Raw genomic sequence first — 25,330 nt, 5'->3', positions numbered from 1 at the left:
GCGAGTGGAGAGCGGGCCGTGAGCGGCCCACCGCACTCTGGGCACGTCCCATCACCTCCGGGGCGCGCCCCCATCACCTCCGGGCGCGGCCCACCACGGCCGGGGCACGTCCCCACCGTCTGAGGGCGCGCCCCACCACCGCCGGGACACGTCCCCACCGTCTCTGAGAATCACGTCCCCGCACCACGGCCGGGACACATCCCCACCCCTCCGGGGCACATACCGTCACCGTCGGCCCCGGGCCGACCCGAGCAGGAGCGTCCGATGCCCGACATCACCACAGAGTCCCCGATCCCCGCAGGGGCCTCCCCTGCCCCGGCGGAACCACCCCGGAGAGCCGGGCGGCGGGAGTGGCTCGGCCTCTTCGTGCTCATGCTCCCCACCCTCCTGCTGGCCCTCGACGCGACCGTGCTGAACCTCGCGATTCCGCAGATCAGCGCGGATCTGCGGCCCACCGGCACGCAGGTGCTGTGGAGCGTGGACATCTACGGCTTCATGATCGCCGGGCTGCTGGTCACCATGGGCACACTGGGCGACCGCATCGGCCGGCGCAGGCTGCTGATGATCGGGGCGTTCGGCTTCGGCCTCTCCTCGGTCCTCGCCGCGTTCTCCACCGGTCCGGAGATGCTGATCGCGGCCCGTGCGCTGCTCGGTATCACCGGCGCCACGCTGATGCCCTCGACGCTGGCCCTGATCAGCAACATGTTCAAGGACCCCCGGCAGCGCGGGGTCGCCATCAGTGTCTGGGTGACCTGCTTCTCCGTCGGTGTCGCCGTCGGCCCGGTCCTGGGCGGGGCGCTGCTGGAGTGGTTCTGGTGGGGCTCGGTGTTCCTGCTCGCCGTGCCGGTGATGGTGCTGCTCCTGGTCGTCGCGCCCGTCCTGCTCCCCGAGTACAAGGACGCCGACGCCGGACGCCTGGACCTGGCCAGCGTGGTGCTGTCCCTGGTGGCGGTGCTGCCGGTGATCTACGGGGTCAAGCATCTGGCCGAGTACGGGGTGGGACCCCTGGCGTTCGGCTCCCTCGCGGTCGGCCTGTTCTTCGGGGTGGTGTTCGTCCGGCGTCAGCGGGGTCTGGCCGATCCGCTGCTGGACCTGCGGCTGTTCGCCGACCGCGCGTTCGGCGCCGCCCTGCTGGTGCTGCTGCTCGGGCTGGGCCTGATGGGCGGGCTCTACCTGTTCATCACGCAGTACCTCCAGCTGGTGGAGGGGCTGTCGCCGATCGAGGCGGGGCTGTGGCTGCTGCCCGCGGCCGGGGCGCTGATCATCGCCTCCTCGCTGACGCCCGCCGTCGCCCAGCGGGTCCGTCCCGGGTATGTCGTCGGCGGCTCCCTGTTCCTCTCGGTGCTGGGGTACGGGCTGGTCAGCCAGGTCGGGAGCGTCGGCGGGCTGCCGCTGCTGGTGACCGGCTTCGTGCTCATCTACACGGGCATCAGCCCGATGATGGTGCTCGGTACGGACCTGGTCGTGGGCTCCGCGCCGCCGGAGAAGGCCGGTTCGGCCGCCGCCATGTCGGAGGCGGGCATGGAGTTCGGCATCGCGCTGGGCATCGCGGGCCTCGGCAGTGTCGTTACCGCCGTGTACCGGGACGAGCTCAGCGGTGCCCTCGCGTCGGACCTGCCCGCCTCGGCGGCGGACACGGCATGGGACACGCTCGCCGGTGCAGAATCCGTGGCCCGGAACCTGTCCGGTCCGGCGGGCGCCGAGCTCCTGGAGCAGGCCCGGGAGGCGTTCACCAGCGGTCTGAACCTCGCGGCGGGCCTCGCCGGGGTCATCGTGACCGTGCTCGCCGTCGCGGCGATCGTGCTGCTGCGGCACATACCGGCCGGGGGCGAGGCCCCGGCCGGGGAGCCTGATGCGGGAACGGCCGCGGAAACGGACGGCGAGACCGGCGGCAAGGCAGCCGACGGGACAGCCGAGGCCCCGGAGCCGTCGCGTACGTGACCGACGGGCGGGGGCGGCCCGGACCGCCCCCGGCCTCGCACGACCGGGCCCGCCTCGCACCGCACAACCGGCCCCCGACCGCCCCCGCCCCGCACGACCGGCCCCCGGATCGGCCCCGCCCACGCTGCGCGCGCACCCCGGCGACCTTACTGTCTGTCCTGAAGTCGCCACAGAAGGTGCCGATGTGCCAGAAGGGCGGCGGGCCGCCCGCCCCGCCCCCGTACAGGAGGAGCCCATGCCGGAGCTGTTCATCGACGGCCGGTGGACCACCGCCGCCGACGGGGGGACGCGGGAGATCCGCTGCCCCGCCGACGGCTCCCTGGTGGCCACCGTCGACGAGGGCGGGCCGAAGGACGCCGACGCGGCCGTCGCCGCCGCGCGCCGGGCCTTCGACGACGGGCCCTGGCCCGGTACGCCTGCCGCCGAGCGCGGGCGGCTGCTGCTGCGGGTCGCCGAGCTGCTGGAGCGCGACAAGGACACGTTCGCGCGGGCGGAGTCGCTGGACACCGGGAAGCGGCTGGTGGAGAGCGCGTACGACATGGACGACATCGCCAACTGCTTCCGCTACTTCGGCAACCTCGTCGCCGCCGGGACCACCGACCGGGTCGTCGACACCGGGATGCCGGACGTGGACAGCCGGATCGTGTACGAGCCCGTCGGCGTCTGCGCGCTCATCACCCCGTGGAACTACCCGCTCCTCCAGACCGCCTGGAAGGTCGCCCCCGCGCTCGCGGCGGGCAACACGTTCGTGCTCAAGCCGAGCGAGCTGACCCCGCACACCGCCGTCCTCCTCATGGGGCTGCTCGTGGAGGCCGAGTTGCCGGAAGGGGTCGCCAATCTGGTGCTCGGGGCGGGGGCGGCGGTGGGGGCTCCGCTCACCGAGGACCCCCGGGTGGACATGGTGTCGTTCACCGGCGGGCTCGTCACCGGCCGAGCGATCATGGCGGCCGCCGCGCCCACGGTGAAGAAGGTGGCCCTGGAGCTGGGCGGCAAGAACCCGAACATCGTCTTCGCCGACGCCGACTTCGAGACCGCCGTCGACTACGCGCTGATGGCGGTCTTCCTCCACTCCGGCCAGGTCTGCTCCGCCGGGGCCCGGCTGCTGGTCCAGGACGAGCTGCACGACCGGTTCGTGGACGAGCTGGTCGCGCGGGCCCGCCGGATCAGGCTGGGCGGCCCCTTCGACGAGGACGCCCGCAGCGGCCCGCTGATCTCCGCCGCCCACCGCGACAAGGTCGAGGCGTACGTGGCCGAGGGCATCGCCGAAGGCGCCGTACTGCGCTGCGGGGGCGCCCGGCCCGACGACCCGGCGCTGGCGGACGGCTTCTACTACCCGCCGACCGTGCTGGACGAGTGCCGCTCCGCCATGTCGGTGGTGCGGGACGAGTCGTTCGGGCCGGTGCTCACGGTGGAGCGGTTCCAGGACGAGGACGAGGCGGTCCGGCTGGCCAACGGGACGGTGTACGGGCTGGCGGGAGCGGTCTGGACCCGGGACGGCGGGCGCGCCCACCGGGTGGCCGCGCGGCTGCGCGCCGGGACCGTGTGGATCAACGACTTCCACCCCTACGTACCGCAGGCGGAGTGGGGCGGTATGAAGCAGTCCGGTTTCGGCCGTGAGCTGGGGCCGACAGGGCTGGCGGAGTACCAGGAGGCCAAGCACGTCTGGCGCAACGTGGCCGCCGTTCCGCAACGGTGGTTCGAGTGAGCCGGACCAAGGGGGCCGAGGGTCCCGACGGCCGTACGGTGGACAGCGGCCACGACGACGACGCGCTCGGAGAGCTCGGCTACCGCCCCGAACTCAAGCGCACCCTCGGCAACTTCCACACCTTCGCTGCCGGGATCAGCTACATCTCGATCCTCACCGGCACCTTCCAGCTGTTCTACTTCGGCGTCACCTTCGGCGGCCCCGCCTACTGGTGGTCCTGGCCGATGGTCTTCTGCGGGCAGCTGATGGTGGCGCTGTGCTTCTGCGAGCTGGCGGCCCGCTATCCGGTGGCCGGTTCGGTCTACAACTGGGCCAAGAAGATGGGCGGCCCGCACGTGGGGTGGCTCGGCGGCTGGATGATGATGACGGCCACCATGGTCACGCTCTCGGCGGTGGCGCTGGCCTACCAGATCACGCTGCCGCAGATCGACGGCTGGTTCCAGTTCATCGGGGACGGCAGCGGGCAGAACGACCAGGCGGCCAACGCCGTCCTGCTCGGCACGGTGCTCATCCTCTTCTCCACCCTGGTCAACGCGTTCGGCATCAAGCTGATGGCCCGGATCAACTCGGCGGGCGTCTTCATCGAGCTGATCGCCGCCGTCGCCCTGATCGTCTTCCTGGGCGCCCACATCACCCGGGGGCCCAGCACCGCGCTGACGGAGACGTACGGCCTCGGCAGCGGTACGAACCTCGGCTACCTCGGCGCGTTCCTCACCGCGTCGCTCGCCTCCGCGTACGTCATGTACGGATTCGACACCGCCTCCTCCCTCGGCGAGGAGTCGCACAACCCGGGCCGCAACGCGCCCCGCGCCATCCTGCGGGCGCTCATCGCGTCGTTCCTGATCGGCGCCTTCATCCTGCTCTTCGCTCTGCTCTCGGTGCCGGACCTGAAGGCGGAGGAGCTGTCGACGGGCGGACTCCAGTACGTGGTGCTCGCGACGCTCGGGGAGACCGTCGGGGAGATCTTCCTCTGGTCGGTGGTCGTCGCGATCACCGTCTGCGTCCTGGCGGTGCAGGCGGCCGGTATCCGGCTGATGTTCGCCATGGCCCGGGACAACAACCTGCCCGCCGGCTCGAAGCTGGCCAAGGTCAGCCCCCGCTTCCAGACGCCCGTGGTGCCCGCCGTGCTGATCGGGGTGGTGGGCGTGGTGATCCTGGTGGTGAACATCAACCAGCCGCAGATCTTCTCGGTGATCACCAGCATCGCGATCATCATGATCTACCTGGCGTATCTGCTGGTCACCGTGCCCATGCTGCTGCGGAGGCTGCGCGGTACGTGGCAGCCGCGCGAGGGCGCGTTCTCGCTGGGGCGCTGGGGGCTGCCGGTCAACGTGCTCGCGGTGCTGTGGGGCACGGCGATGTCCCTCAACCTGGCCTGGCCGCGCGCCGAGGTCTACAACGCGACGGGGCCGCAGCACTGGTATCTGCGGTGGGGCGCGTTCCTGTTCATCGGGGTCGTCGCGCTGGGCGGCTTCGCCTACTACTGGTTCGTCCAGCGCCACCGTACGGGCGTGCTCGCCGAGCACCGCTTTCTGCCCGAGGACCCCACCGCTCCCCCGCCGAATCCTTGAGCCCTGGAGACGCGATGCCCGAAGAGAGCCCTGTGCGGAACCCTGTGCCCACGTTCGACTACGTCGTGGTCGGCGGCGGTACGGCGGGTGCCGTCGTCGCCGCCCGGCTGAGCGAGGACCCCGCCACCACCGTCTGCGTCCTGGAGGCTGGCCCCTCGGACGTGGGCGACGACAGCATCCTGCGGCTGGACCGGTGGATGGCGCTGCTGGAGTCCGGCTACGACTGGGACTACCCGGTGGAGCCGCAGGAGTACGGCAACAGCTTCATGCGCCACGCCCGTGCCAAGGTGCTCGGCGGCTGCTCCTCGCACAACTCGTGCATCGCCTTCTGGGCCCCGGCCGAGGACCTCGACGAGTGGGGCGCGCTGGGCTGCACCGGGTGGAGCGCGGCGGACTGCTTCCCGCTCTACCGGCGGCTGGAGACCAATGACGCGCCCGGCGACCACCACGGCCGCTCCGGCCCGGTCACCCTCCGCACGGTCCCGCCGGACGACCCGTGCGGCCGGGCCCTGCTGGCGGCCTGCGCCGAGGCGGGCATCCCCACCACCCCGTTCAACACGGGCACCACGGTGGTCCGGGGCGCGCACTGGTTCCAGATCAACGCCCGCGAGGACGGGACCCGTTCCTCGGCCTCGGTCTCGTACCTCCATCCCGTCCTGGGGAAGCGGCCCAACCTGGAGGTACGGACCGGGCTCCAGGCCAAGCGCCTGCTCTTCGACGACGAGAACGGCGACCGGTGCACCGGGGTGGAGTACCTGGAGCCCGACACCGTCCACAGCGGCAGGGTGCACGCCCGGCGCGAAGTGGTCGTCGCCTGCGGGGCGATCGACTCCCCCAAGCTGCTGATGCTCTCCGGGATCGGCCCGGCCGGTCATCTGCGGGAGACCGGAATCGACGTCCGGGCCGACTCCCCCGGGGTCGGCTCGCACCTCCAGGACCACCCCGAGGGCGTGATCATGTGGGAGGCCAGGCAGCCCATGGTCACCGCCTCCACCCAGTGGTGGGAGATCGGCATCTTCGCCGACACGGAACCGGGCCTGGACCGGCCGGACCTGATGTTCCACTACGGCTCGGTGCCGTTCGACCTGAACACCTACCGGCGCGGCTACCCCACGTCGGAGAACGCCTTCTGCCTCACCCCGAACGTCACCCGGGCCCGCTCCCGGGGCACGGTCCGCCTCCGCACCCGGGACTTCCGGGACAAGCCCCGGGTCGATCCGCGCTACTTCACCGACGAGCACGACGTACGGGTGATGACGTACGGGCTCCGCCTCGCCCGGGACATCGTGGCGCGGCCCGCGATGGCCGCCTGGGCGGGCACCGAGCTGGCTCCGGGCCCCGGCGCGACCACGGACGCGGAGCTGTTCGACTACATCCGCGAGACCCACAACACCGTCTACCACCCGGCGGGGACGGTCCGGATGGGGGCGGTGGACGACCCGGACTCGCCGCTCGACCCGCAGCTGCGGGTCAAGGGGGTCACCGGGCTGCGGGTGGCCGACGCGTCGGTGATGCCGGTGCTGACCACGGCCAATCCGTGCATCACGACGATGATGATCGGTGAGAAGTGCGCGGATCTGATCAAGGGGAGCTGAGGACCAGGAGAGCTGAGGAACCGGGCAGCCCGAGGACCGAGAAGAGCTGAGGGCCCGCGAACCCTTGTTCGCACACACGTACGAATAGCGTTACGCTCGCCCCATGGCCGTACACCTCCAGTCCTCGCTCTTCGACCAGGGGGACGAGATCGCTGTCCGCCCCCTGGGCGGGCTGCGCCGTGAGCATCTGGGCCACGGTGCCTGGATCGATGTGCTCCCGCAGTGGCTCCAGGGGGCCGACACCCTGTTCGGGGCGCTGGCGGACGGGGTGGCCTGGCGGGCGGAGGAGCGGGTCATGTACGAGCGCGTGGTGGCCGTGCCGCGCCTGCAAGCCTTCTTCGGGGAGCGGGAGCCCCTGCCGCACCCCGCGCTGGAGGCCGCCCGTACGGCGCTGAGCGCGCACTACGGGGCCGAGCTCGGTGAGCCCTTCACCACGGCGGGGCTCTGCTACTACCGGGACGGGCGGGACGGGGTCGCCTGGCACGGTGACTCGTCCGGCCGGGGCTCCACCGAGGACACCATGGTGGCGATCCTCTCCCTGGGCGCCCCGCGCCACCTCGCGCTGCGGCCCCGCCGCCCGGGGCCCGTCCCCGTACGGCGGCAGCTCGGCCACGGCGATCTGGTCGTCATGGGCGGCAGCTGCCAGCGCACCTGGGAGCACGCGGTCCCGAAGACGGCCCGGGCGGTGGGGCCGCGGATCAGCGTCCAGTTCCGGCCGGCCGGGGTGCGCTGAGCGCACCGGACCGCCCCCGGAAGCCGCCCCGCGCACGCCGGGCGCCCCGATCGGCCGTGCCACGGGCGTACCGCAGTTGTGCCGACCGGGGCCAGGGCGGATTCTGAAGACCATGGACCAGGCCGGTGTGGCGCGGTGAGCGCGACCAGAGCGGCGGATGCCGCCGATTTCCGTGGCCCCCTGGACATCGCCAGGGCGGCCACGGTGGTTCTGGACGGCCAGGACACCGTCGTCGGGTGGAGCCCCGCCGCCACCGAGCTGCTGGGCTACGAGGCGCGGGAGGCCGTCGGGCGGCCCCTGAGCGCGTTCCTGTCCCCGCTGCCCACCGAGGGCCCCCTCCCGGCCGCCTCCGACCGCCGGGACCCATCAGGCCCCTCAGATCCTTCAGGCCCCCCGGACCGCCCGGCCCCCGCCCCCGGCCCCGGATCGTCGCCCCCCGGCAACGAGATCCGGCTCGCGCGTCACCGGGACGGCCGTGAGCTGCTGGTGGCCACCACGATGTGCCCGATGGCGAGTACGGTAGGTACGACGGGTACGGCGGACACCGGTCCGGGCGCAGCGGCGCCGGGGCGGGTGCTCGTGGCGGCGGAGCTGGGGGCGCTGCGGCAGTGGGAGAGCCGGCTCGCCCTGCTCCAGGGGCTCGCCACCCAGTCGCCCGTCGGGCTGGCGATCTACGACACCGATCTCCGCCTGACCTGGAGCAACACCGCCTACGAGCGGGAGATCGGCAAGCCGCTCGCCGAGTACCTGGGGATGCGGGCCGACGAGCTCTACTCGGGGGGCCGCTTCGTCACCCCGGGGTACCCGCCGACGCTCGACGCCGTGATGCACCACGTGCTCGACACCGGGGAGCCCATTCTCGATCTGCACTTCCAGGGCATCCCGCCCAGCGACCCGGGGACCGAGCACCTGTGGTCCTGCTCCTACTACCGGCTGGAGGACGCCCACGGGCATGTGTTCGGGGTCTGCGAGGACGCCTTCGACATCTCCGACCGGCACCGCGCCCAGCAGCGCCTCGCCCTGCTCGTGGAGGTCGGCCGGCGGATCGGGACCGTGCTGGACGTGGTCACCACCGCCGAGGAGATCGCCGAGGTGACCGTGCCGGAGTTCGCCGCCGCCGTACGGGTCGATGTCGCGCGGGCGACGGTGATGACCGGGGAGATCCCGGCGACCGGGAGCACGGCGGCCATGGACCTCCTGCGGGTCGGGGAGCACGCGGTGCCCCCGGGGGTGCCCGACGCGGCCGAGCCGCTGCACCCGGGGGCTCCGGGGAGCCCGGCCCACCGCTATCCCCCGGTCACCTATCCGCCCGGTTCGCCGCAGGACCGCAGCCTGGCCTCCGGCGGCCTCGTCCTCGACGACAACGTCCTGGTCGTCCCGTTGCGGGTCGGCGGCAGCGTGCTGGGGCTCGTCACCTTCGTACGGAGTCCGGCCCCCGATCCGTCCGAGCGCGCGGTCGCCCACGGTCCGGCCACCACCTTCGACAACGGCGAGGTCGCCCTGGCGGACGAGCTGGCCGCCCGCGCCGCCGTCTGCATCGACAACGCCCGCCGCTTCACCCGGGAGCGCTCCGCCTCCCTCGCCCTCCAGCGCCAGCTGCTGCCCCACCATGTGCCGCCGCAGTCGGCGGTGGAGATCGCCTACCGCTATCTGCCGTCGGACGATGTGACGGGGGTCGGCGGGGACTGGTTCGACGTGATCCCGCTCTCCGGGACCCGGGTCGGTCTGGTGGTCGGGGACGTGGTCGGCCACGGTCTCCAGGCCGCCGCCACCATGGGGCGGCTCCGCACCAGCGTGCGCGCCTTCGCCCAGCTGGACATGGCCCCCGACGAGCTGCTGACCCGGCTGGACGACCTGGTGGGGCAGCCGCTGGAGGAGCGGCCGGGCCCCCGCAGCGGCCCGGCGTCGGACGCGTACGACGAGCTGACCACCGGGGCGACCTGCCTGTACGCGGTGTACGACCCGGTCTCGCGGCGGTGCGTCATGGCCCGGGCCGGGCATCTGCCCCCCGCGGTCGTGCACCCCGACGGGCAGGTCACGTTCCCGGACCTGCCGGCCGGGCCGCCGCTGGGCCTCGGCGGGCTGCCCTTCGAGTCCATGGAGATCGAGCTGCCGGTGGGAAGCCTGCTGGCGCTCTTCACCGACGGCCTGGTGGAGGCGCGCGACCACGACATCGACCAAGGGCTCGACGCCCTGGGCCGGGTGCTCGGCGATCCCGCCGCCGCGCTGGAGGACCTCTGCGACCGGGCCGTCTCCACGCTGGTCCCGGACGCCACGACCGCCGACGACACGGCCCTCCTCCTGGCCCGCACCCGGCAGCTGGACGCCTCACGGGTGGCCGAGTGGGAGCTGCCCGCCGAGGCGGTGACCGTGGGCCGGGCCCGTGAGCTGACCACCCGTCAACTCGCCGACTGGGGGCTGGAGGAGCTCTCCTTCGCGACCGAACTGGTCGTGAGCGAGCTGGTCACCAACGCGGTCCGGTACGGGGGCGGCCCGCTGCGGCTGCGGCTGATCCGCGACCGTACGCTCCTCTGCGAGGTGGCGGACACCGGTCACACCTCGCCGCACCTGCGCCACAGCGCGGAGGACGACGAGGGCGGGCGCGGGCTGTTCATCGTCGCCCAGCTCGTCCAGCGGTGGGGTACGCGCTACACCCCGGCCGGAAAGACCATCTGGACCGAACAAGCCTTTCCCTCGGCCGACTTCGACTGATTTCGATCACTTCCCCCGGCCTCCGTGGGCCCTTTTGTTGACAACCCAATCATCTTTGGACTTAGGTGTGCCTTACTTAAGTCGACTGGGTGTCCGTGGTCCTGGTTCCGATGCCGAGAAAGGTGCTCATCCGATGAGTGCTGTTCCCTCCACCCGTACCCTCGCCCGCACGGGCTTCGCCGTCCTCTCCGCCGCCGCCCTGGCGCTCTCCCTCTCCTCCCCCGCCGCCGCGGCGACCGGGACCCGCACCATCACCGACGGGGGCACCACCTACAACCTGTCGCTGACCGCCCCCGACACGGCGAACGCCTCCGGGCAGAACATCACCGTCACCGGCAGCGGTTACAACACCACGCAGGGCGTCTACGTCAGCCTCTGCGTGGTCGACGGGGCCCAGGGCGCCAACAAGCCCTCCCCCTGTCTCGGCGGCCAGGACGAGGCCGGCACCACCGGCGCCTCCCACTGGGTCTCCAACTTCGGCGGCGGCGTCCTCCCCAACAGCTCGACCTTCGGCACCGGCGGCACCTTCAGCGTGCAGATCCACGTCAAGGCCGACCTCGGCGGCGGCAACATCTGCGGCGACACCGTCGAGTGCGCCGTCGTGACCCGCGCCGACCACACCGACACCAACGACCGCAAGTACGACGTCCACGCCCCGATCGACTTCGTATAGGACCCCACCACCAGCCATCCGCCCGGTCCCGGCGCTCCTCGCCGGGGCCGGGCTCCCCGCGTCGTGACGAGGAATGACATGACACCCACTCCGGGCACCCCGCCCCCCGGCCCCGGCAGACCGCGCGGCGCCCATGGTCCCCGCGGAGCCGCCGGACTCGGCCGCCGGGCCGGTGCGGCGGCCGTCGCCGCCCTGCTGCTCGCGGCGGTCCCCGCGGGCGCCGCGAGCAGCGCCGACGCCTCCGCCCCGAAGAGCGCCACCGGCCCCAAGGGCCAGAAGCTCACCGTCTCCGCCACCACCGGGCTCGACCCGGCGGGCGAGAAGATCCGGGTCACCGGCGAGGGGTACGGGCCGACGACCGGCATCTACGTCGCGCTCTGCAAGGACAACGGCGCGAACCGGGTCCCCTCCCCCTGCCTCGGCGGCGCCGACATGAGCGGCGGTTCGAAGAACTCGCAGTGGATCGTGCCTCCGGGCGACCCGTACGAGGGTGAGCTGGCCGTGCCGTTCGGCCCCGGCGGCTCCTTCGACGTGGAGATCGAGATCCGCTCCAAGGGCGACGGGCTGGACTGCGCCGACGTCCCGTGCTCCGTCGTCACCCGCGCCGACCACCGCGCGAGCGGCGACCGTACGCAGGACGTGCGCATCCCGGTGGTCTTCTCGGACCAGGAGCCCGGCGAAGGGGGCGGCGAGGGCGTCGACGTACCCGCCGGGACCGTCTCGTACAAGCCTGCCGCCGACTTCACCTCGGCGGGCAAGCCGCTGGACCTGCTCCTGCACCCCGACTCCAAGAAGCTGTACGTCGGTGCGGACAACCTCCCCGACACGGCCGACGTCGACGAGCGCGGGCTGTACGTGCTGAACCCCGAGGACGGGAAGGCCGAGAGCTGGATCGCCGACGCCCCCGGCCCCACCGGCGCGCTGCGCGCCTCGGCGGCGGCCCGGATCTCCGGCCCGCTGCCGGGCGACGGCGTCGTCTACAACTACCCGCTGCGGGGCCTCGGAAGCGCCAAGCCGGGTGACAAGGCGGCCTCGGGCGTCTGGCTCGCCGGGACGACGATCACGGACATCGCCCCCGGTACGGCCCCGGGCACGGTGCTGGTCGCCCAGGGGACCAGGCTCTCCGAGATCGAGACCGCGACCGGCACAGCCACCCGGAGCCTCACCCTGCCGGGCGGCAACCAGTTCGCCGCCGACCACGCCCGGGGCGCGGTCTGGTTCAGCGACTTCGCCGCCGGGAAGCTGCACCGGGTCGATCTCGTCACCTTCACCGTGACGGACACCTTCGACCTGCCCGGCGCCGACGGCATGACCGGGTTCACCGAGACGGACCCGGCGACCGGGGCGGTCTGGGTCGGGGTCAACCGGTCCGTGCTGGTCTTCGACGCCGCGGGCAAGCTCGTGAAGACGCTGGTCGGCAAGGACCTGGCCCGGGACGCCGCCTTCGACGCGCAGACCGGGCGCGCCTTCGTCGTCTGGCAGGACGGCGGGGACCTCTCCGACCCGGCCAACGACAACAACGGAACGCTGACGGTGTACGGCACCGAGGACTTCGCCCCGGCCGCCAAGGAGCTGTCGCTGCCCGGGAACCACTCGCAGTCCGGCGCCGCCTCGCTCGCCGTCGAGCCGGGCGGGGCCACGGTCTTCGTGACCAGCCCGGCCGAGGGGAAGATCACCCGGCTCACCCGCCAGGTCTCGCCCCTGGTGACCCAGGCGCCCGCCGACCGCTCGGTGCGGGCCGGGGACGAAGTGGCCCTCACGGCAAGGGCGGAGGGCACTCCGGAGCCCACGGTCCGCTGGCAGGTCTCCACCGACGACGGGCAGACCTGGCGGGAGCTGGACGGGGCGGCCGAGCCGGTGCTCACGTTCACCGCGCGCACGTCCCAGGACGGCTACCGCTACCGCGCCGAGTTCCGCAACGACGTCGGCACCACCCGTACGGCCCCGATCACGCTGACGGTCACCGAGGCCACGGGCGGCGGGGACAACGGTGGCGGCGACACCGGAGGCGACACCGGCGGTCCGGGTGACACCACAAGCGGCGGCTCCGACAGCGGTGGTGACGGTTCGACAGGTGCCGCCTCCTCCGTCGGAGGCTCGACGGGTGACGCCTCCACGGGCGGCACCTCCGCGGGCGGTGCTTCCGCGGGCGGCACCTCCGCGGGCGGCACCTCCACGGGCGGCGACAGCGGCTCCACCGGAGGAACGGTGGGCGGCGGTTCCGTCGGCGGCAACGGCGCCCAGACGACCTCCGGCGGCAGCCTCGCGGCGACCGGGCTCACTGTGATCTCGGTAACTCTCCTTGCGGCGGCGCTCCTTGGCGGCGGGCTGCTGCTCCACCGACAGGCCAAGAGGCGCACGACCGGCCTCGCCTGACCCCGTGGGCGCCCCCTACCACCCCGGGCGGGCCGCCCACGGACCACGAACCCCCTGGCTGCGCAGGTCGCTGCCAGGGGGTTCGCGCGTCGGGACCGGCGTACGCCGGAGCGAGAGCCTCCGCCCCCGGCAACCAGGAGCAGCGCCGCACAAGCGCTTGCGGATCTGCTGAGCCGTCAGCAACCGTGTACCGCAGGCGAGATCGGGCGCTTCCGGCGGATCGCGGGTGTCTGGTCCGGGGCGTCTGAACTTCACGAGAACTCCAGCGAAATGGCACGTGTGTGGATATCGTGCACCGAGCGAGGGCGCATCCGTCTGTCCATGGGATCGGCGGATGCGTCCCGTTTGTGGGGTGCGACTGTGACTGGGGGGTTCATGGGGCATGTCGAAATACCGGAGACCGAGATATCCGGGCCGGTGGGGCTCCGGGGCGCGCCGCGCCCCCGCACCGCCGCGTCCCGGAATCGTACGGCGGCCCTGGAGCAGTTGTGGCGGGCCCCGACAGCACAGCGCGACCCGGCCGGGAAGGCTCCGGCCCGCAGGAAGCCGGGGCACCGCCCGTCGTTCGCCGCACTGACCGACCTGGTGGGCCTGGCGGGCCCCGCCTGGCTGCTGCTGCACCTGGGAGGGCAGCCCCGCCCGTGGCTCGCCGCCACGGCGGCCGGGCTGGTGTGGACGGGTTTACGGGGTGCGCGCGGCCGGTACGCGGACCCGGTGCGGTCCGAGCCGGGCGGCCCGCTCGGTGCCCTCGGGGACTGGCTGGTGCTCCTCGGGATGCTGGCCGTCCTGCACGCGGCGGCGGGGGGCTCCGTCGACCCGGCGACGGCCGTCGTGGCCGTGGCGCCGGGGCTGCCCGCCGCCGTCGCCGCCGAGGGGCTGCGGCGCCGGCTCCGCACCGCGCGGCGCGGCCGGTCGGTGCGCCGGGTGCTGCTGGTGGGCGAGGCGGCGGGCCTGGACCGGGCGGCCGAGGAGCTCGGCTCCCGTACGGCCCACGGCTATCAGCTGGTGGCCGCGATCCCGGTGGGGCCCGACCGGCCCGCGCACGAGGGCGTCCAGGTGCCGGGGCGGCTCGCCTCGTGCCCGGCGGACGACGACGTGACGACGGTCCTCGGCGGTGCGTACGCCCATGAGGCGGACCTGGTGCTGGTGGCTCCCGGGCCCCGGCTGACCGGGGACCGGCTGCGGCGGCTCGGCTGGGGGCTGCACGAGGCGGGCGTCGCCCTGTGCGTGCTCTCCGAGCTCTCGGGGGTCGCGGCGTCCCGGGTGCGCCCGGTGACGGCGGCCGGGCTCACCCTGCTGCACATCGCCCCGCCGCTGCGCGGGGGCCCGCAGGGGGTGCTCAAGGCGGTGCTGGACCGCGTCGGCGCCCTGGTGGGGCTGCTGGTGCTCGCGCCGCTGCTGCTCGCGGTGGCGCTGAGCGTACGGCTCTCCTCGCGCGGCCCGGTCTTCCACCGGCAGGTCCGCCAGGGCCAGCACAACCGGCCTTTCACCATGTGGAAGTTCCGCACGATGGTGGCGGACGCGGAGGCGCGCAAGGCGCAGCTCGCCGAGGAGAACGAGGTCGACGGGCCGCTGTTCAAGATGCGCCGGGACCCCCGGGTGACGCCCGTGGGGCGGACGCTGCGCCGGACGTCGATCGATGAACTCCCGCAGCTGTTCAATGTGCTGCTGGGGCAGATGTCCCTGGTGGGGCCGCGGCCGCCGCTGCCGGAGGAGGCGTCCCGCTACGACGAACGGGAGCACCGCAGGCTGGCCGTGAAACCGGGTCTGACCGGGCTGTGGCAGGTGAGCGGGCGCTCCGACCTGTCCTGGCAGGAGACCGTCTCGCTGGACCTCTGGTACGTCGACAACTGGTCGGTGGCCACGGACATGGGGCTCCTCGCCCGTACGGTGCGCGCCGTCGCCGACGGCCGCGGGGCCTACTGAGAACGGCGGGCGGGGCGATGCGAGGAACCCCGGTGCGCCACCGCGCGCCAGACGTGCGCGGTGGCGAACGGTCAGGCGGTGGGCGGGAGTTGGCCGAGCCACCAGGCGTAGGTGCGGGCGATGCCGTCGCGCAGCGGGATCTGCGGCTTGAAGCCGAGGGAGGTCAGCCGGGAGACGTCGAGCAGCTTGCGGGGGGTCCCGTCGGGCTTCGAGGTGTCCCAGCCGATCCGGCCCTGATAGCCCGTCACTTCGGCCACGGTCTCAGCGAGTTCGCGGATGGCGAGGTCCTCGCCGCAGCCGATGTTGACCGGCTCGTCACCGTCGTACGCCTCCAGCAGGCGTACGCAGGCGGCTGCCAGGTCGTCGACGTGCAGGAACTCGCGGCGCGGCGAGCCGGAGCCCCAGAGGGTGACCTCCGGCGCGCCGTCCCGCTGGGCCTCATGGAAGCGGCGGATCAGCGCGGGCAGGACGTGCGAGGTCTCCAGGTCGAAGTTGTCGCCGGGCCCGTAGAGATTGGTGGGCATGGCGCTGATGTAGGAGGCGCCGTACTGCCGCCGGTAGGACTGGGTCTGGACGATGCCCGCGATCTTGGCCAGGGCGTACGCCTCGTTGGTGGGCTCCAGCTCCCCGGTGAGCAGCGACTCCTCACGGATCGGCTGGGGGGCGAGCCGGGGGTAGATGCACGACGAGCCGAGGAAGAGCAGCCGCCCGGTTCCCGCCGCGTGCGCCCCGGCGATCACGCTGAGCTGGATGCGCAGGTTGTCCTCCAGGAACTGCACCGGGTAGGTGCTGTTGGCCATGATCCCGCCCACCTTGGCGGCGGCCAGCACGACCGCGTCCGGGCGGATGTCCTTCAGATACGTCTCGGTCCGCGCGGCGTCGCGCAGGTCGAGGAGATCCCGGCCGCGGGTGAGGACCTCGTGGCCGTCGTCGGCGAGGCGGCGGGCCACCGCCGAGCCGACCAGACCGCGGTGGCCCGCGACGAATATGCGGGAGCCCGGGCGCAGTAGGGGGCGGGCGGATTCCTGGGGTGGGACGGGGAGTTCGGTCGTCATGGCTCGGATTGTGCCAGCAGTAAGGGACTGCGGTGATGTTTTGCCGCAGAACGCTCCAATTCCGATATGTCGGTGACCTGTTCGTCGCACGGACGGACAGCAGAGAAGGGGGAATCGTGGCGAAGACCGCGCTCATCACCGGAGTGACCGGCCAGGACGGCTCGTACCTGGCGGAGCTGTTGCTCGACAAGGGATACACGGTCCATGGCCTCATACGCCGCTCGTCGAGCTTCAACACCGAGCGGATCGACCACATCTACCAGGGCCCCGAGGAGCCGGAGCGCTCCTTCGTCCTGCACCACGCCGACCTCTCCGACGGGGTGGCGCTGGTGAACCTGTTGCGCGACATCCAGCCCGACGAGGTCTACAACCTGGGTGCCCAGTCCCATGTGCGGGTCTCCTTCGACGCCCCGCTGTACACGGGTGACGTCACCGGGCTCGGCACCATCCGGCTGCTTGAGGCGGTCCGGGCCAGCGGGATCGAGACCCGGATCTACCAGGCGTCGTCCTCCGAGATGTTCGGCGCCAGCCCGCCGCCGCAGAACGAGAAGACCCCGTTCCACCCGCGCAGCCCGTACAGCGTGGCGAAGGTCTACTCGTACTGGGCGACAGTCAACTACCGTGAGGCGTACGACATGTTCGCCGTCAACGGGATTCTGTTCAACCACGAGTCGCCGCGCCGCGGGGAGACCTTCGTGACCCGGAAGATCACCCGGGGGGTGGCCCGGATCAAGGCCGGGCTCCAGGACCGGCTGCACCTGGGCAACCTGGACGCGGTCCGGGACTGGGGGTACGCGCCGGAGTACGTGGACGCCATGTGGCGGATGCTCCAGTGCGACACCCCGGACGACTACGTGGTGGCGACCGGCGAGGGGGTCAGCGTCCGGCAGTTCCTGGAGTTCGCCTTCGAGCACGCGGGCCTGGACTGGGCCGAGCATGTGCGCTACGACCCGAAGTACGAACGCCCCAGCGAGGTCGACGCGTTGATCGGTGACGCGTCCAAGGCGGAGGAGCTGCTGGGCTGGAAGCCCGAGGTGAAGTCGCGGGAGCTGGCCCGGATCATGGTCGACGCGGACATCCGCCTGCTCTCGGACCAGCTCACCGGGGCCGCCGTGCGGGTGGACAGATGAGGAGGCCAGGGCGCCCTCCCGGGCCCCTGGGCCGACTGCGCGGCGGGGTCCTCACCGCGGTCCTCGCGCTGGCCGCCGGGGTGCTCGCCCCGGTGGCCGCCGCGCCCCCGGCCGCCGCGCTGACCGCACCGGTCGCCTTCACCGCCGACCAGCTGCCCACCTACCAGACCAACGGGATCGTGTGGACGCTGGCGGAGGCGAACGGGGTCGTCTATGCGGGCGGCACCTTCTCCGCCGTCCGCCCCGCGGGTTCGGGCGGCGGCTCCACGCCCGCCGTCAACTTCGCGGCGTTCAACGCGGCGACGGGCGCCCCGGCGGGCTGCTCGCTCTCCTTCACCCGGACCAGCGGCACCGCCACCGTACGGGCACTCGCCGTCTCGCCGGACAAGTCGACGCTGTACGTGGGGGGTTACTTCAACGCGGTCAACGGGACGAGCGCGGGCGGGCTGGTCGCCGTCGACACCGCCACCTGCACCCGGCGGGCGGGGTTCTCGCCGAGCTTCTCGGCGACGGTCCGCGCGCTGGACGTGGCGGCGAACGGCACGGTCTACGCGGGCGGGGACTTCCAGTCGGTGAACGGGCAGACCCGGCGCTTCTTCGGCGCGCTGACCCCGGCGGGCGCGGTGACCGGGTGGAATCCGGACGCGGACGACCCGGGGCGGACCCTGAAGGTGACGCCGGACGGGCAGTCGGTGCTGCTCGGCGGGGACTTCTTCACCGTCGGCGGGACCGGCTCCCATGCGCTCGCGGTGGTCAGCGCCACCACCGGCTCCCTCACCCGGGGCTATCCGGACAACTTCATCCCGTCCACCGCCGTCATCAAGGACATCGTCACGGACTCCGCGTCCGGCGGCTGGTACGCGGCCGGTGAGGGCCGGGGCGGCAACTCCTTCGACGGCCGGCTCGCGATGGAGCTGGACGGCTTCGGCCAGCGCTGGCGGGACACCTGCCAGGGCGCGACACAGGCGGTGCGGGTCTACAAGGGAGTGCTGTACGCGGCGAGCCATGTGCACGACTGCTCGACCATGGGCGGCTTCCCCAACCAGGCGCGCAAGCACCTCACCGCGCAGAGCGTCGACGATCCGGCGCTGCTGGGCTGGCTGCCCGACACGAACGACGGGATCGGGGAGCCGGTCGGGCCGCGCGCGCTGACCGTCTCCTCCCGCGACGGCCGGGACTTCCTGTGGGTGGGCGGGGAGTTCACCACGGTCAACGGGGTGGCGCAGCAGGCGCTGACCCGGTTCGCGAACGGCCCGGACACCGGTTCCCCGAGCGTGCCCGCCGCCAGTGTGTCGGCGCCGCGCGCCGGTGAGGTGCGGGTGAGCTGGCGGAGTTCACTGGACCTGGACGACAGCCTGCTGACATACCGGGTCTACCGCAACGGGAGTTCGGCTCCGGTCCACACCACGACCGGCTCGTCCCTGTTCTTCAGCCGCCCCCAGCTGACCTTCACCGACCGGAACGTGGTCGCGGGGCAGACGTACTCCTACCGGATCACGGCGACCGACGGCGCGGGCAACACCAGCGCGCTTTCCCCTGCCGCCGCCGTGACGGCGGCCTCGGCCGCCTCCCCGTACCAGGAACGGGTGCTGGCCGACGGGGCGGATCTGTACTGGCGTTACGACGAGCCCGGCGGGGCCTTCGCGGCGGACGCCTCGGACAGCCGGAACGGCGGGGTGTACGTGAACACACCGACGTACCGCTTCACGCCCTCGGCCGTCGCCGGTTCGGCCGCGCTCTCGCTGAACGGCAGCGACGAGTACGTGTACAGCGACCGGCTGCACCGCTACACCTCCCCCACCCCGTACTCCATCGAGACGTGGTTCCGTACGACGTCGACGAGCGGCGGGCGGATCGTCGGGTTCGGCAACAACATCGGTACGGCACAGGGCCATACGAGCTCCATCTCCGACAAGCTGCTGTATCTGACGAACAACGGGCGGCTCGCCTTCGGTGTCCAGGTGGGCAGCACCAGCAGCCGCCCCACCCTGACCAGTCCGGCGAGCTACAACGACGGCCGCTGGCACCACGCCGTCGCCACCCAGGGGCCGGGCGGTATGGCGCTGTACGTGGACGGGGTGCGGGTCGCCTCCAACACGACGGCGGGCAACCGCTCGTACAACGGGTACTGGCGGGTCGGCGGTGACGCCATGAACAACGCCTGGCCCAACCGCCCTTCGAGCACCTATTTCGCCGGGCAGGTCGACGAGACGGCGATCTACCCCACCGCGCTGACCGCCGACCGGGTGGCCGCCCACCACCGGCTGGCCCAGGCGCCCGCCCCGCCCGGGGACACCACGGTGAGCCTCCTGCCCACCGAGGACGCCTACGTCAACAGCGTGGCGGCCAACACGAACTACAACGACCAGCAGCTGGCCTCACGGGGGACGACGGCCTATCTGAGCTATCTGCGCTTCGCCCTGCCCGCCGCCCCGGCCGGGCAGGTCCTAAAGGGGGCCCGCCTCACGTTCCGTACGTCCTCGGACGCGACGGCGGGCTCCACCGACAGCCACACCGTGGTGCCGGTCACCGGCGCCTGGACCGAGTCGGCGGTCACCTACAACACCCGGCCGGCGCTCGCCGCGTCCGTGCTGGGGACCATCACCGGCGCAACCGCCGTCTCCACCGACTATTCGGTGGAGCTCACCGCGCCGGCACTGGGCGGGGCCCTCGGCTCCGCCTACTCACTCGCCCTGACCAGCAGCGGGACGGACAGTCTGCGCGTCTGGTCGAGCGAGGCAGGATCGGCGGCCTCCCGGCCGCAGCTCGTTCTCACCTTCGGAGCTGAATGATGAACGGAAGTACGGGGCAGAGAACCGGAAGGCGGGGCCGTGTACGGGCCGTCGCCGCCGCTCTCGGCCTGCTCGCCGGAGCCCTCTCCGCGACCGCCGTCGGCGCCTCCCCGGCAGCGGCGCTGACGCATCCGGTGGCCCTCACCGCGGACGACCTCTCCACCTGGCAGACCAACGGCATCGTCTGGGCGATGGCGGCCGGCGACGGTGTCGTCTACGCGGGCGGCACCTTCTCCACCCTGCGGCCCCCCAAGGCCGCACCCGGCACGAGTGAACAGCCCGCGGTGAACTTCGCCGCGTTCGACGCGGCGACCGGGGCACCCACCGACTGCTCGCTGTCGTTCACCATCTCCTCGGGGACCGCCACCGTACGGTCGCTGGCGCTCTCCCCCGACGGGGAAACGCTGTACGCGGGCGGCCAGTTCGGGGCGGTGAACGGGATCGGGGTCAGCAACATCGCGGCGATCGACACCGCGACCTGCACCGTCCGCAACGACTTCAAGATCGCTGTCTCGGCCACCGTGCGGGCGCTCGCCGTCACGTCCGACACGGTCTATCTGGGCGGGGACTTCAACAGCGTCGGCGGACAGAGCCGGACCCGGTTCGCGGCGGTCACCACCGCCGGGGCCTCCCTGCTGCCGTTCACCGCCAACGCCGACGAGGTGGGCCGGGCGGTGGAGGTCACCCCGGACGGACAGAACGTGCTGCTCGGCGGTGACTTCTTCCGGATCAACGGCACCAACACCCACGCCCTGGCCGTGGTCAACGCCACCACCGGCCAACTCACCAAGTCCTACCCGGGGTTCATCCACAACAACTCCACGGTGATGGACATCACCACCGACGCCACCGGGTTCTACACCGCCAACGAGGGCACCGGCGGCGGGGTGTTCGACGGCCGCATCGCCCTCAACCTGAGCAACTTCGAGCAGCGGTGGCGCGACACCTGCCTGGGCGCCACCCAGGCCGTGGCGGTCTACTCCGGGGTGCTCTACAGCGGCAGCCACGCCCACGACTGCGCCTCCATGGGCGCCTTCCCGGACCAGCCGCGCAAGCACCTGCTGGCCCAGTCGGTCGACGACCCGACGCTGCTGCCGTGGTTCCCGGACACCAATGACGGCATCGGCGAGCCGGTCGGCCCGCGTGTCATGGCCCAGACCGGCAAGGGCGACCGCCACTACCTGTGGGTGGGCGGCGAGTTCACCACCGTCAACAGCTCCCCCCAGCAGGGGCTGACCCGGTTCGCGGACGGCCCGGACACCGGGGCGCCGTGGGTGCCCAACGTCAGCCTGTCCACGCTGACCCCGGGGCAGATCGACGTCAACTGGCAGACCAGCTTCGACACCGACGACGGGGAGCTGACCTACCGGATCTACAAGGACGGCTCGAACACCCCCGTCCACACCACGACCGGCTACTCCGTCTTCTGGAACCGGCCGCAGCTGAAGTGGACCGACACCGACGTCGTACCGGGCCAGACCTACTCCTACCGGATCACCGCGAGCGACGGCACCAACACCAGCAACCGGTCCCCCGCCCAGTCCGCCACCGTGGCGACCACCACCCAGGCGTACCCGGCCCGGGTCAGGGCGGACGGGGCCTCGCTCTACTGGCGGTACGACGAGGGCACCTCCACCTTCGCCCACGACAGCAGCGACAACCTCAACAACGGTTTCCTGCGCAACGCCCCCTCCTACCGGCAGACCCCGGCGGCCGTCGCCGGACCGTCCACCGCGATCGGGTTCAACGGGACCAACCAGTACGCCTACAGCAACCGGCTGCACCCCGCACCGAGCAGGTTCACCCTGGAGACCTGGATCAAGACCACCACCACCCGCGGCGGGAAGATCATCGGCTTCGGGAACCTGACGCAGCAGAACAGCACCCGCCACGACAAGCACATCTACATGCGCAACGACGGACGTCTCGTGTTCGGCGTCCACAGCGGCTCCGCCCGGACGGTGACCACCTCGGCCGCCTACAACGACGGCCAGTGGCACCACGTCGTCGCCACCCTGGGCCCGCTGGGCCAGGGCATGTCGCTCTACGTCGACGGCCAGTTGCGCGCCTCGAACATCCTGTACTCCAGCAGCGAGAGCACCCCGGGGTACTGGCGGGTCGGCGGGGACAACCTCTCCGGCTGGCCGAACCGTCCGACGAGCAACTTCTTCGCCGGAGAGATCGACGAGACCGCCGTCTACCCGACCGCGCTGACCGCTTCCCAGGTCAGCGCGCACTACGCCCTGAGGAACAGCTGATCCGATGAGGTACCCGTTCCTGGCCCGCGCCGCCGTCGTCCTGACGGTGGCGGCGCTGGCCGCCTGCGGCTCGTCCGCGGACGGGAACGACCCGGAGGCCGCGGGCGCCCAGCGCCCCGCGGCCTCCGGGCCCTCCGTCCCCGGCCCGTCGACCGAGGCGGCCGCCACGCCCACCGCACCCACGACGCCCGAAGCGCCCACGGCGCCCGCCACCGAGGAGCCGGCCGTCAGCGGACCGTCCGCTCCGGCCGCGACCGCCGAGGGCCCCAAGACACCCACCGACCAACTCACCCCCGCCACCGGCAGCTTCACCAAGAAGCAGAAGGAGTACCTGAAGGACCGCGTGCCCCAGGGCATGGACCCGGCCGCCGTGCTCCAGACCGGGCAGGAGACCTGCGACAAGCTGCGCTATCTGGTCAAGGCCGACCGGGACACCGCCGTGGGCGCCATCGCGGCCGAGGACATCTCCGACGCACCGGCCGCGGTGGCGGGGCTCTGCCCCGAACACCAGGACCTGGTCGACGAGGCCGCGTACGCCTATCCGGACGGCACCCACACCGGGAAGACGCTGCGGCCGGGCGTCTACCGCTCCGCCTCCCCCAGCACGAACTGCTCGTGGCAGATCGAGGGCGCGGGCGGGAAAGAGCTGGCCTCCGGCACCTCCGACACCGGGAAGTCGCGCACGATCACCCTTCCGAAGTCCGCGCGCACGTTCACCTCCACAGGCTGCTACGCCTGGCTGGCCGAAGGAGCCAAGGGATGACCGCAGGAAAGACGAAACTGCCCATAGCCGTGGCGATCCCCACGAAGAACGAGGGCCTGAACATCGCCGAGGCGGTGAAGTCGGTGCTCGGGCACTTCGAGGCGGTCGTCGTGGTGGACTCCCACAGCACCGACGACACCGTGAAGATCGCCGAGGAGTGCGGGGCCGAGGTGGTCACGTACACCTGGGACGGGGGCCACCCCCGGAAGAAGCAGTGGTGCCTGGAGAACGTCCGCACCGATCTGGACTGGATTCTGCTGCTCGACGGCGACGAGCGGCTGAGCCCCGGGCTGCTGGCCGAGCTGCGGGAGACCTTCCGCGATCCCTCCGCGCCGAAGCCCGCCGCGTACGACATCCCGCTCGGGTACTGGTTCTCGGGGAAGCGGCTGCGGCACGGATACACCATCCGCAAGCGGTCGTTGACCGACCGGACCCGCTCCTTCTACCCGGAGGTCGGGGACCTGGACGCGCCGGGCATCGGGGAGGTGGAGGGCCACTACCAGCCGGTCGCGGCGAGCGTGGGGACGCTGAAGAACTCCATCGAGCACCAGGACCTCGACCCGGTGACCGCCTGGTTCGAGCGGCACAACCGCTACTCGGACTGGGAGGCATGGCTGGAACAGCACCCCGAGGTGAAGGAGCAGGTGCGTCAGGTCAAGTCGCGCCAGGGGCAGTTGTTCCACAAGGCGCCGTTCAAGCCGGTGGTGTCCTTCGCCTATATGTACCTCTACCGGCGGGGCTTCCTGGACGGCCGCGCCGGGTTCGACTTCGCGCTGGCGATGAGCTTCTACCGCTGGCAGATCGCGCTCAAGTCCCGCGAGAAGCCCGTACGTTGACGAGCCTTACCGCTCACCCTCGCCTCCGGCGGACCACGTCCTCGTAGGTCCGCCGGAGGGTGGCGGTGACGGCGTCGATGGTGAACCGCTCGTTGACCAGCTCCCAGGCGGCCTTGCCCGCCTGCTCGGCAGCCTCCGGCTCCAGCAGCTCCAGGATCGCGTCGGCGACCTTGCGGGCGTTGGCCGCGTCCTCGCCGACCCGGCTGTCGATGACCCGGCCCGCCCCGGCCTCCGCCACATCGGGGCCCTGCCCGCAGGTGCGGGTGATGACGACGGGGGTGCCCACCGACATCGCCTCCAGGACCGAGACCGGGAACGGCTCCTCGATCGCGGGCAGCACATACACATCGGCCTCGCGCCCGGCGGCGAGCACCTCGTCGTGCTCCAGCGGGCCCCGGTGGTCCAGGGAGTCCATGACGCCCAGCTTCCGGGCGAGCGCGAGGGTGCCCGCCAGCGCCCCGGTGTCCGGTCCAGCCAGGACGAAACGGGCGTCCGGGTGGCGGGCGAGGACGTGCGGCATCGCGGAGACGAAGTCCTCGGGCCGCTTGCGCTCCTGGACGCGGGCGAGGTAGAGCACCGTGGGCGGCCTGCCGGGCTCGCGGGCGGGCTTGCGCTCCTGCGGGCGGACGCCGTTGACCAGCCGTACGGTGCGGGTGAGCGGGACGGGGGCGGCGACGGCGTTCACATCGAGCCGCTCCATCTCGGTCAGATGCAGGACGGCGTCCGCCTCGCGCAGCACCTTGCGGACCCCGAGGAGGTCGGTGAGCTGGGCGACCCTCTTCTCCGTCGGGTCGATCATGCCGTGGGTCTGGACGACCAGGGGCGTACGGGTCGCGAGGGCGAGCAGCGCCGCGGGCAGGGTCACCAGGTCGCGCATCAGATGGACATGGACGAGGTCGGCGCCGCGCATCATGCGGCGGGCGGTGCGCAGCAGGGCGGCGGAGGTGATCCCGCTGACCTCGAACATGGGGAGCACATGCCGGGCCTGGAAGAGGTGGACGGGAACTCCCTCGACATGGCTGGGCAGTTCGCCGTCGGGGAAGCCGTCGCCGAGGGCCATGATCCGGGCGTCGTCCCCGGCCGCCCGCTGCACCTTGGACAGGTTGAGCGCCACCCGGGTCGGACCGCCGAAGGCGTGGTCCGGAGTGTGGAGCGTGACAACGTGCAGGATTTTCACCAGAGTTCCCCTCGACTGCGGCCGCTTGTTCACAGGGTAGTCATCGGCCCCCCTCAAGTGGGCTGATTCGTTAGAGTGTTCAGCGGT

Annotated in this window: 16 protein-coding genes; 14 read left to right on the top strand and 2 right to left on the bottom strand. The window is 72.3% G+C overall.

Annotated elements, in window-relative coordinates:
- Positions 1-264: 264 nt before the first annotated feature.
- The 9 genes from B7C62_29345 to B7C62_29305 all read left to right on the top strand — a co-directional run bounded on the left by B7C62_29345 (position 265) and on the right by B7C62_29305 (position 15,232).
- The gene (locus B7C62_29345; GenBank protein ID ARF75916.1) at positions 265-1,941 is read left to right on the top strand and encodes an MFS transporter; all 1,677 of its coding nucleotides are present in this window, start codon (positions 265-267) and stop codon (positions 1,939-1,941) included.
- Between the two features lie 235 nt (positions 1,942-2,176).
- On the top strand, positions 2,177-3,646 hold the full coding sequence (locus B7C62_29340) for a betaine-aldehyde dehydrogenase (GenBank protein ID ARF75915.1): 1,470 nt from the start codon (positions 2,177-2,179) through the stop codon (positions 3,644-3,646).
- Entirely contained in the window at positions 3,643-5,217 is a 1,575-nt protein-coding gene (locus tag B7C62_29335) for an amino acid permease (protein ARF75914.1), read from the top strand. Before B7C62_29340 ends, B7C62_29335 begins: the two co-directional genes overlap by 4 nt.
- A gap of 14 nt (positions 5,218-5,231) precedes the next feature.
- A complete protein-coding gene (locus B7C62_29330; protein ID ARF75913.1) occupies positions 5,232-6,812 on the top strand; it encodes a choline oxidase in 1,581 nt (526 codons plus the stop codon).
- A 103-nt stretch (positions 6,813-6,915) separates the two neighbouring features.
- Positions 6,916-7,545, top strand: coding sequence for an alpha-ketoglutarate-dependent dioxygenase AlkB (locus tag B7C62_29325; GenBank protein ID ARF75912.1), 630 nt, complete (start codon positions 6,916-6,918; stop codon positions 7,543-7,545).
- Positions 7,546-7,680: 135 nt separating this feature from the next.
- Positions 7,681-10,257 (top strand): protein phosphatase, encoded by a 2,577-nt coding sequence (locus B7C62_29320; GenBank protein ID ARF75911.1) that lies wholly within the window; start codon positions 7,681-7,683, stop codon positions 10,255-10,257.
- A 133-nt stretch (positions 10,258-10,390) separates the two neighbouring features.
- Complete coding sequence (locus B7C62_29315; GenBank protein ID ARF75910.1) at positions 10,391-10,930, top strand: hypothetical protein; 540 nt, start codon at positions 10,391-10,393, stop codon at positions 10,928-10,930.
- Between the two features lie 78 nt (positions 10,931-11,008).
- Entirely contained in the window at positions 11,009-13,306 is a 2,298-nt protein-coding gene (locus B7C62_29310; GenBank protein ARF75909.1) for a hypothetical protein, read from the top strand.
- A gap of 417 nt (positions 13,307-13,723) precedes the next feature.
- Positions 13,724-15,232: a glycosyl transferase gene (locus tag B7C62_29305; GenBank protein ARF75908.1), complete on the top strand. Its 1,509-nt coding sequence runs from the start codon at positions 13,724-13,726 to the stop codon at positions 15,230-15,232.
- Positions 15,233-15,303: 71 nt separating this feature from the next.
- On the opposite strand, the gene B7C62_29300 is transcribed toward B7C62_29305, so the two are convergent.
- Positions 15,304-16,287 (bottom strand): GDP-fucose synthetase, encoded by a 984-nt coding sequence (locus B7C62_29300; protein ARF75907.1) that lies wholly within the window; start codon positions 16,285-16,287, stop codon positions 15,304-15,306.
- 116 nt (positions 16,288-16,403) lie between these two features.
- On the opposite strand from B7C62_29300, the gene B7C62_29295 reads away from it, so the two are divergent.
- Genes B7C62_29295 through B7C62_29275 form a run of 5 tightly spaced genes read left to right on the top strand, consistent with a single transcriptional unit; the run spans position 16,404 to position 24,066 of the window.
- Positions 16,404-17,417 (top strand): GDP-mannose 4,6-dehydratase, encoded by a 1,014-nt coding sequence (locus B7C62_29295; protein ID ARF75906.1) that lies wholly within the window; start codon positions 16,404-16,406, stop codon positions 17,415-17,417.
- Entirely contained in the window at positions 17,414-20,209 is a 2,796-nt protein-coding gene (locus B7C62_29290; GenBank protein ID ARF75905.1) for a hypothetical protein, read from the top strand. Before B7C62_29295 ends, B7C62_29290 begins: the two co-directional genes overlap by 4 nt.
- Positions 20,206-22,467: a hypothetical protein gene (locus B7C62_29285; GenBank protein ID ARF75904.1), complete on the top strand. Its 2,262-nt coding sequence runs from the start codon at positions 20,206-20,208 to the stop codon at positions 22,465-22,467. The genes B7C62_29290 and B7C62_29285 overlap by 4 nt, the downstream gene beginning before the upstream one ends.
- A gap of 4 nt (positions 22,468-22,471) precedes the next feature.
- A complete protein-coding gene (locus B7C62_29280) occupies positions 22,472-23,230 on the top strand; it encodes a hypothetical protein (GenBank protein ARF75903.1) in 759 nt (252 codons plus the stop codon).
- On the top strand, positions 23,227-24,066 hold the full coding sequence (locus B7C62_29275; GenBank protein ID ARF75902.1) for a glycosyltransferase: 840 nt from the start codon (positions 23,227-23,229) through the stop codon (positions 24,064-24,066). The genes B7C62_29280 and B7C62_29275 overlap by 4 nt, the downstream gene beginning before the upstream one ends.
- A gap of 13 nt (positions 24,067-24,079) precedes the next feature.
- Here B7C62_29275 and B7C62_29270 read toward each other — a convergent pair whose 3' ends face one another.
- Positions 24,080-25,243: a glycosyl transferase gene (locus B7C62_29270; protein ID ARF75901.1), complete on the bottom strand. Its 1,164-nt coding sequence runs from the start codon at positions 25,241-25,243 to the stop codon at positions 24,080-24,082.
- Positions 25,244-25,330 lie beyond the last annotated feature (87 nt).

Source organism: Kitasatospora albolonga (assembly GCA_002082585.1).
Lineage (GTDB): Bacteria > Actinomycetota > Actinomycetes > Streptomycetales > Streptomycetaceae > Streptomyces > Streptomyces stephensoniae.
This window is presented reverse-complemented; position numbering and strand designations above follow the sequence as displayed.

Bases quoted from the DNA above. Each gene is read 5' to 3' on its own strand.
- B7C62_29345 (ARF75916.1), top strand. From the start codon at position 265: ATGCCCGACATCACCACAGAGTCCCCGATCCCCGCAGGGGCCTCCCCT.
- B7C62_29340 (ARF75915.1), top strand. From the start codon at position 2,177: ATGCCGGAGCTGTTCATCGACGGCCGGTGGACCACCGCCGCCGACGGG.
- B7C62_29330 (ARF75913.1), top strand. From the start codon at position 5,232: ATGCCCGAAGAGAGCCCTGTGCGGAACCCTGTGCCCACGTTCGACTAC.
- B7C62_29325 (ARF75912.1), top strand. From the start codon at position 6,916: ATGGCCGTACACCTCCAGTCCTCGCTCTTCGACCAGGGGGACGAGATC.
- B7C62_29315 (ARF75910.1), top strand. From the start codon at position 10,391: ATGAGTGCTGTTCCCTCCACCCGTACCCTCGCCCGCACGGGCTTCGCC.
- B7C62_29310 (ARF75909.1), top strand. From the start codon at position 11,009: ATGACACCCACTCCGGGCACCCCGCCCCCCGGCCCCGGCAGACCGCGC.
- B7C62_29300 (ARF75907.1), bottom strand. From the start codon at position 16,287: ATGACGACCGAACTCCCCGTCCCACCCCAGGAATCCGCCCGCCCCCTA.
- B7C62_29290 (ARF75905.1), top strand. From the start codon at position 17,414: ATGAGGAGGCCAGGGCGCCCTCCCGGGCCCCTGGGCCGACTGCGCGGC.
- B7C62_29285 (ARF75904.1), top strand. From the start codon at position 20,206: ATGATGAACGGAAGTACGGGGCAGAGAACCGGAAGGCGGGGCCGTGTA.
- B7C62_29280 (ARF75903.1), top strand. From the start codon at position 22,472: ATGAGGTACCCGTTCCTGGCCCGCGCCGCCGTCGTCCTGACGGTGGCG.
- B7C62_29275 (ARF75902.1), top strand. From the start codon at position 23,227: ATGACCGCAGGAAAGACGAAACTGCCCATAGCCGTGGCGATCCCCACG.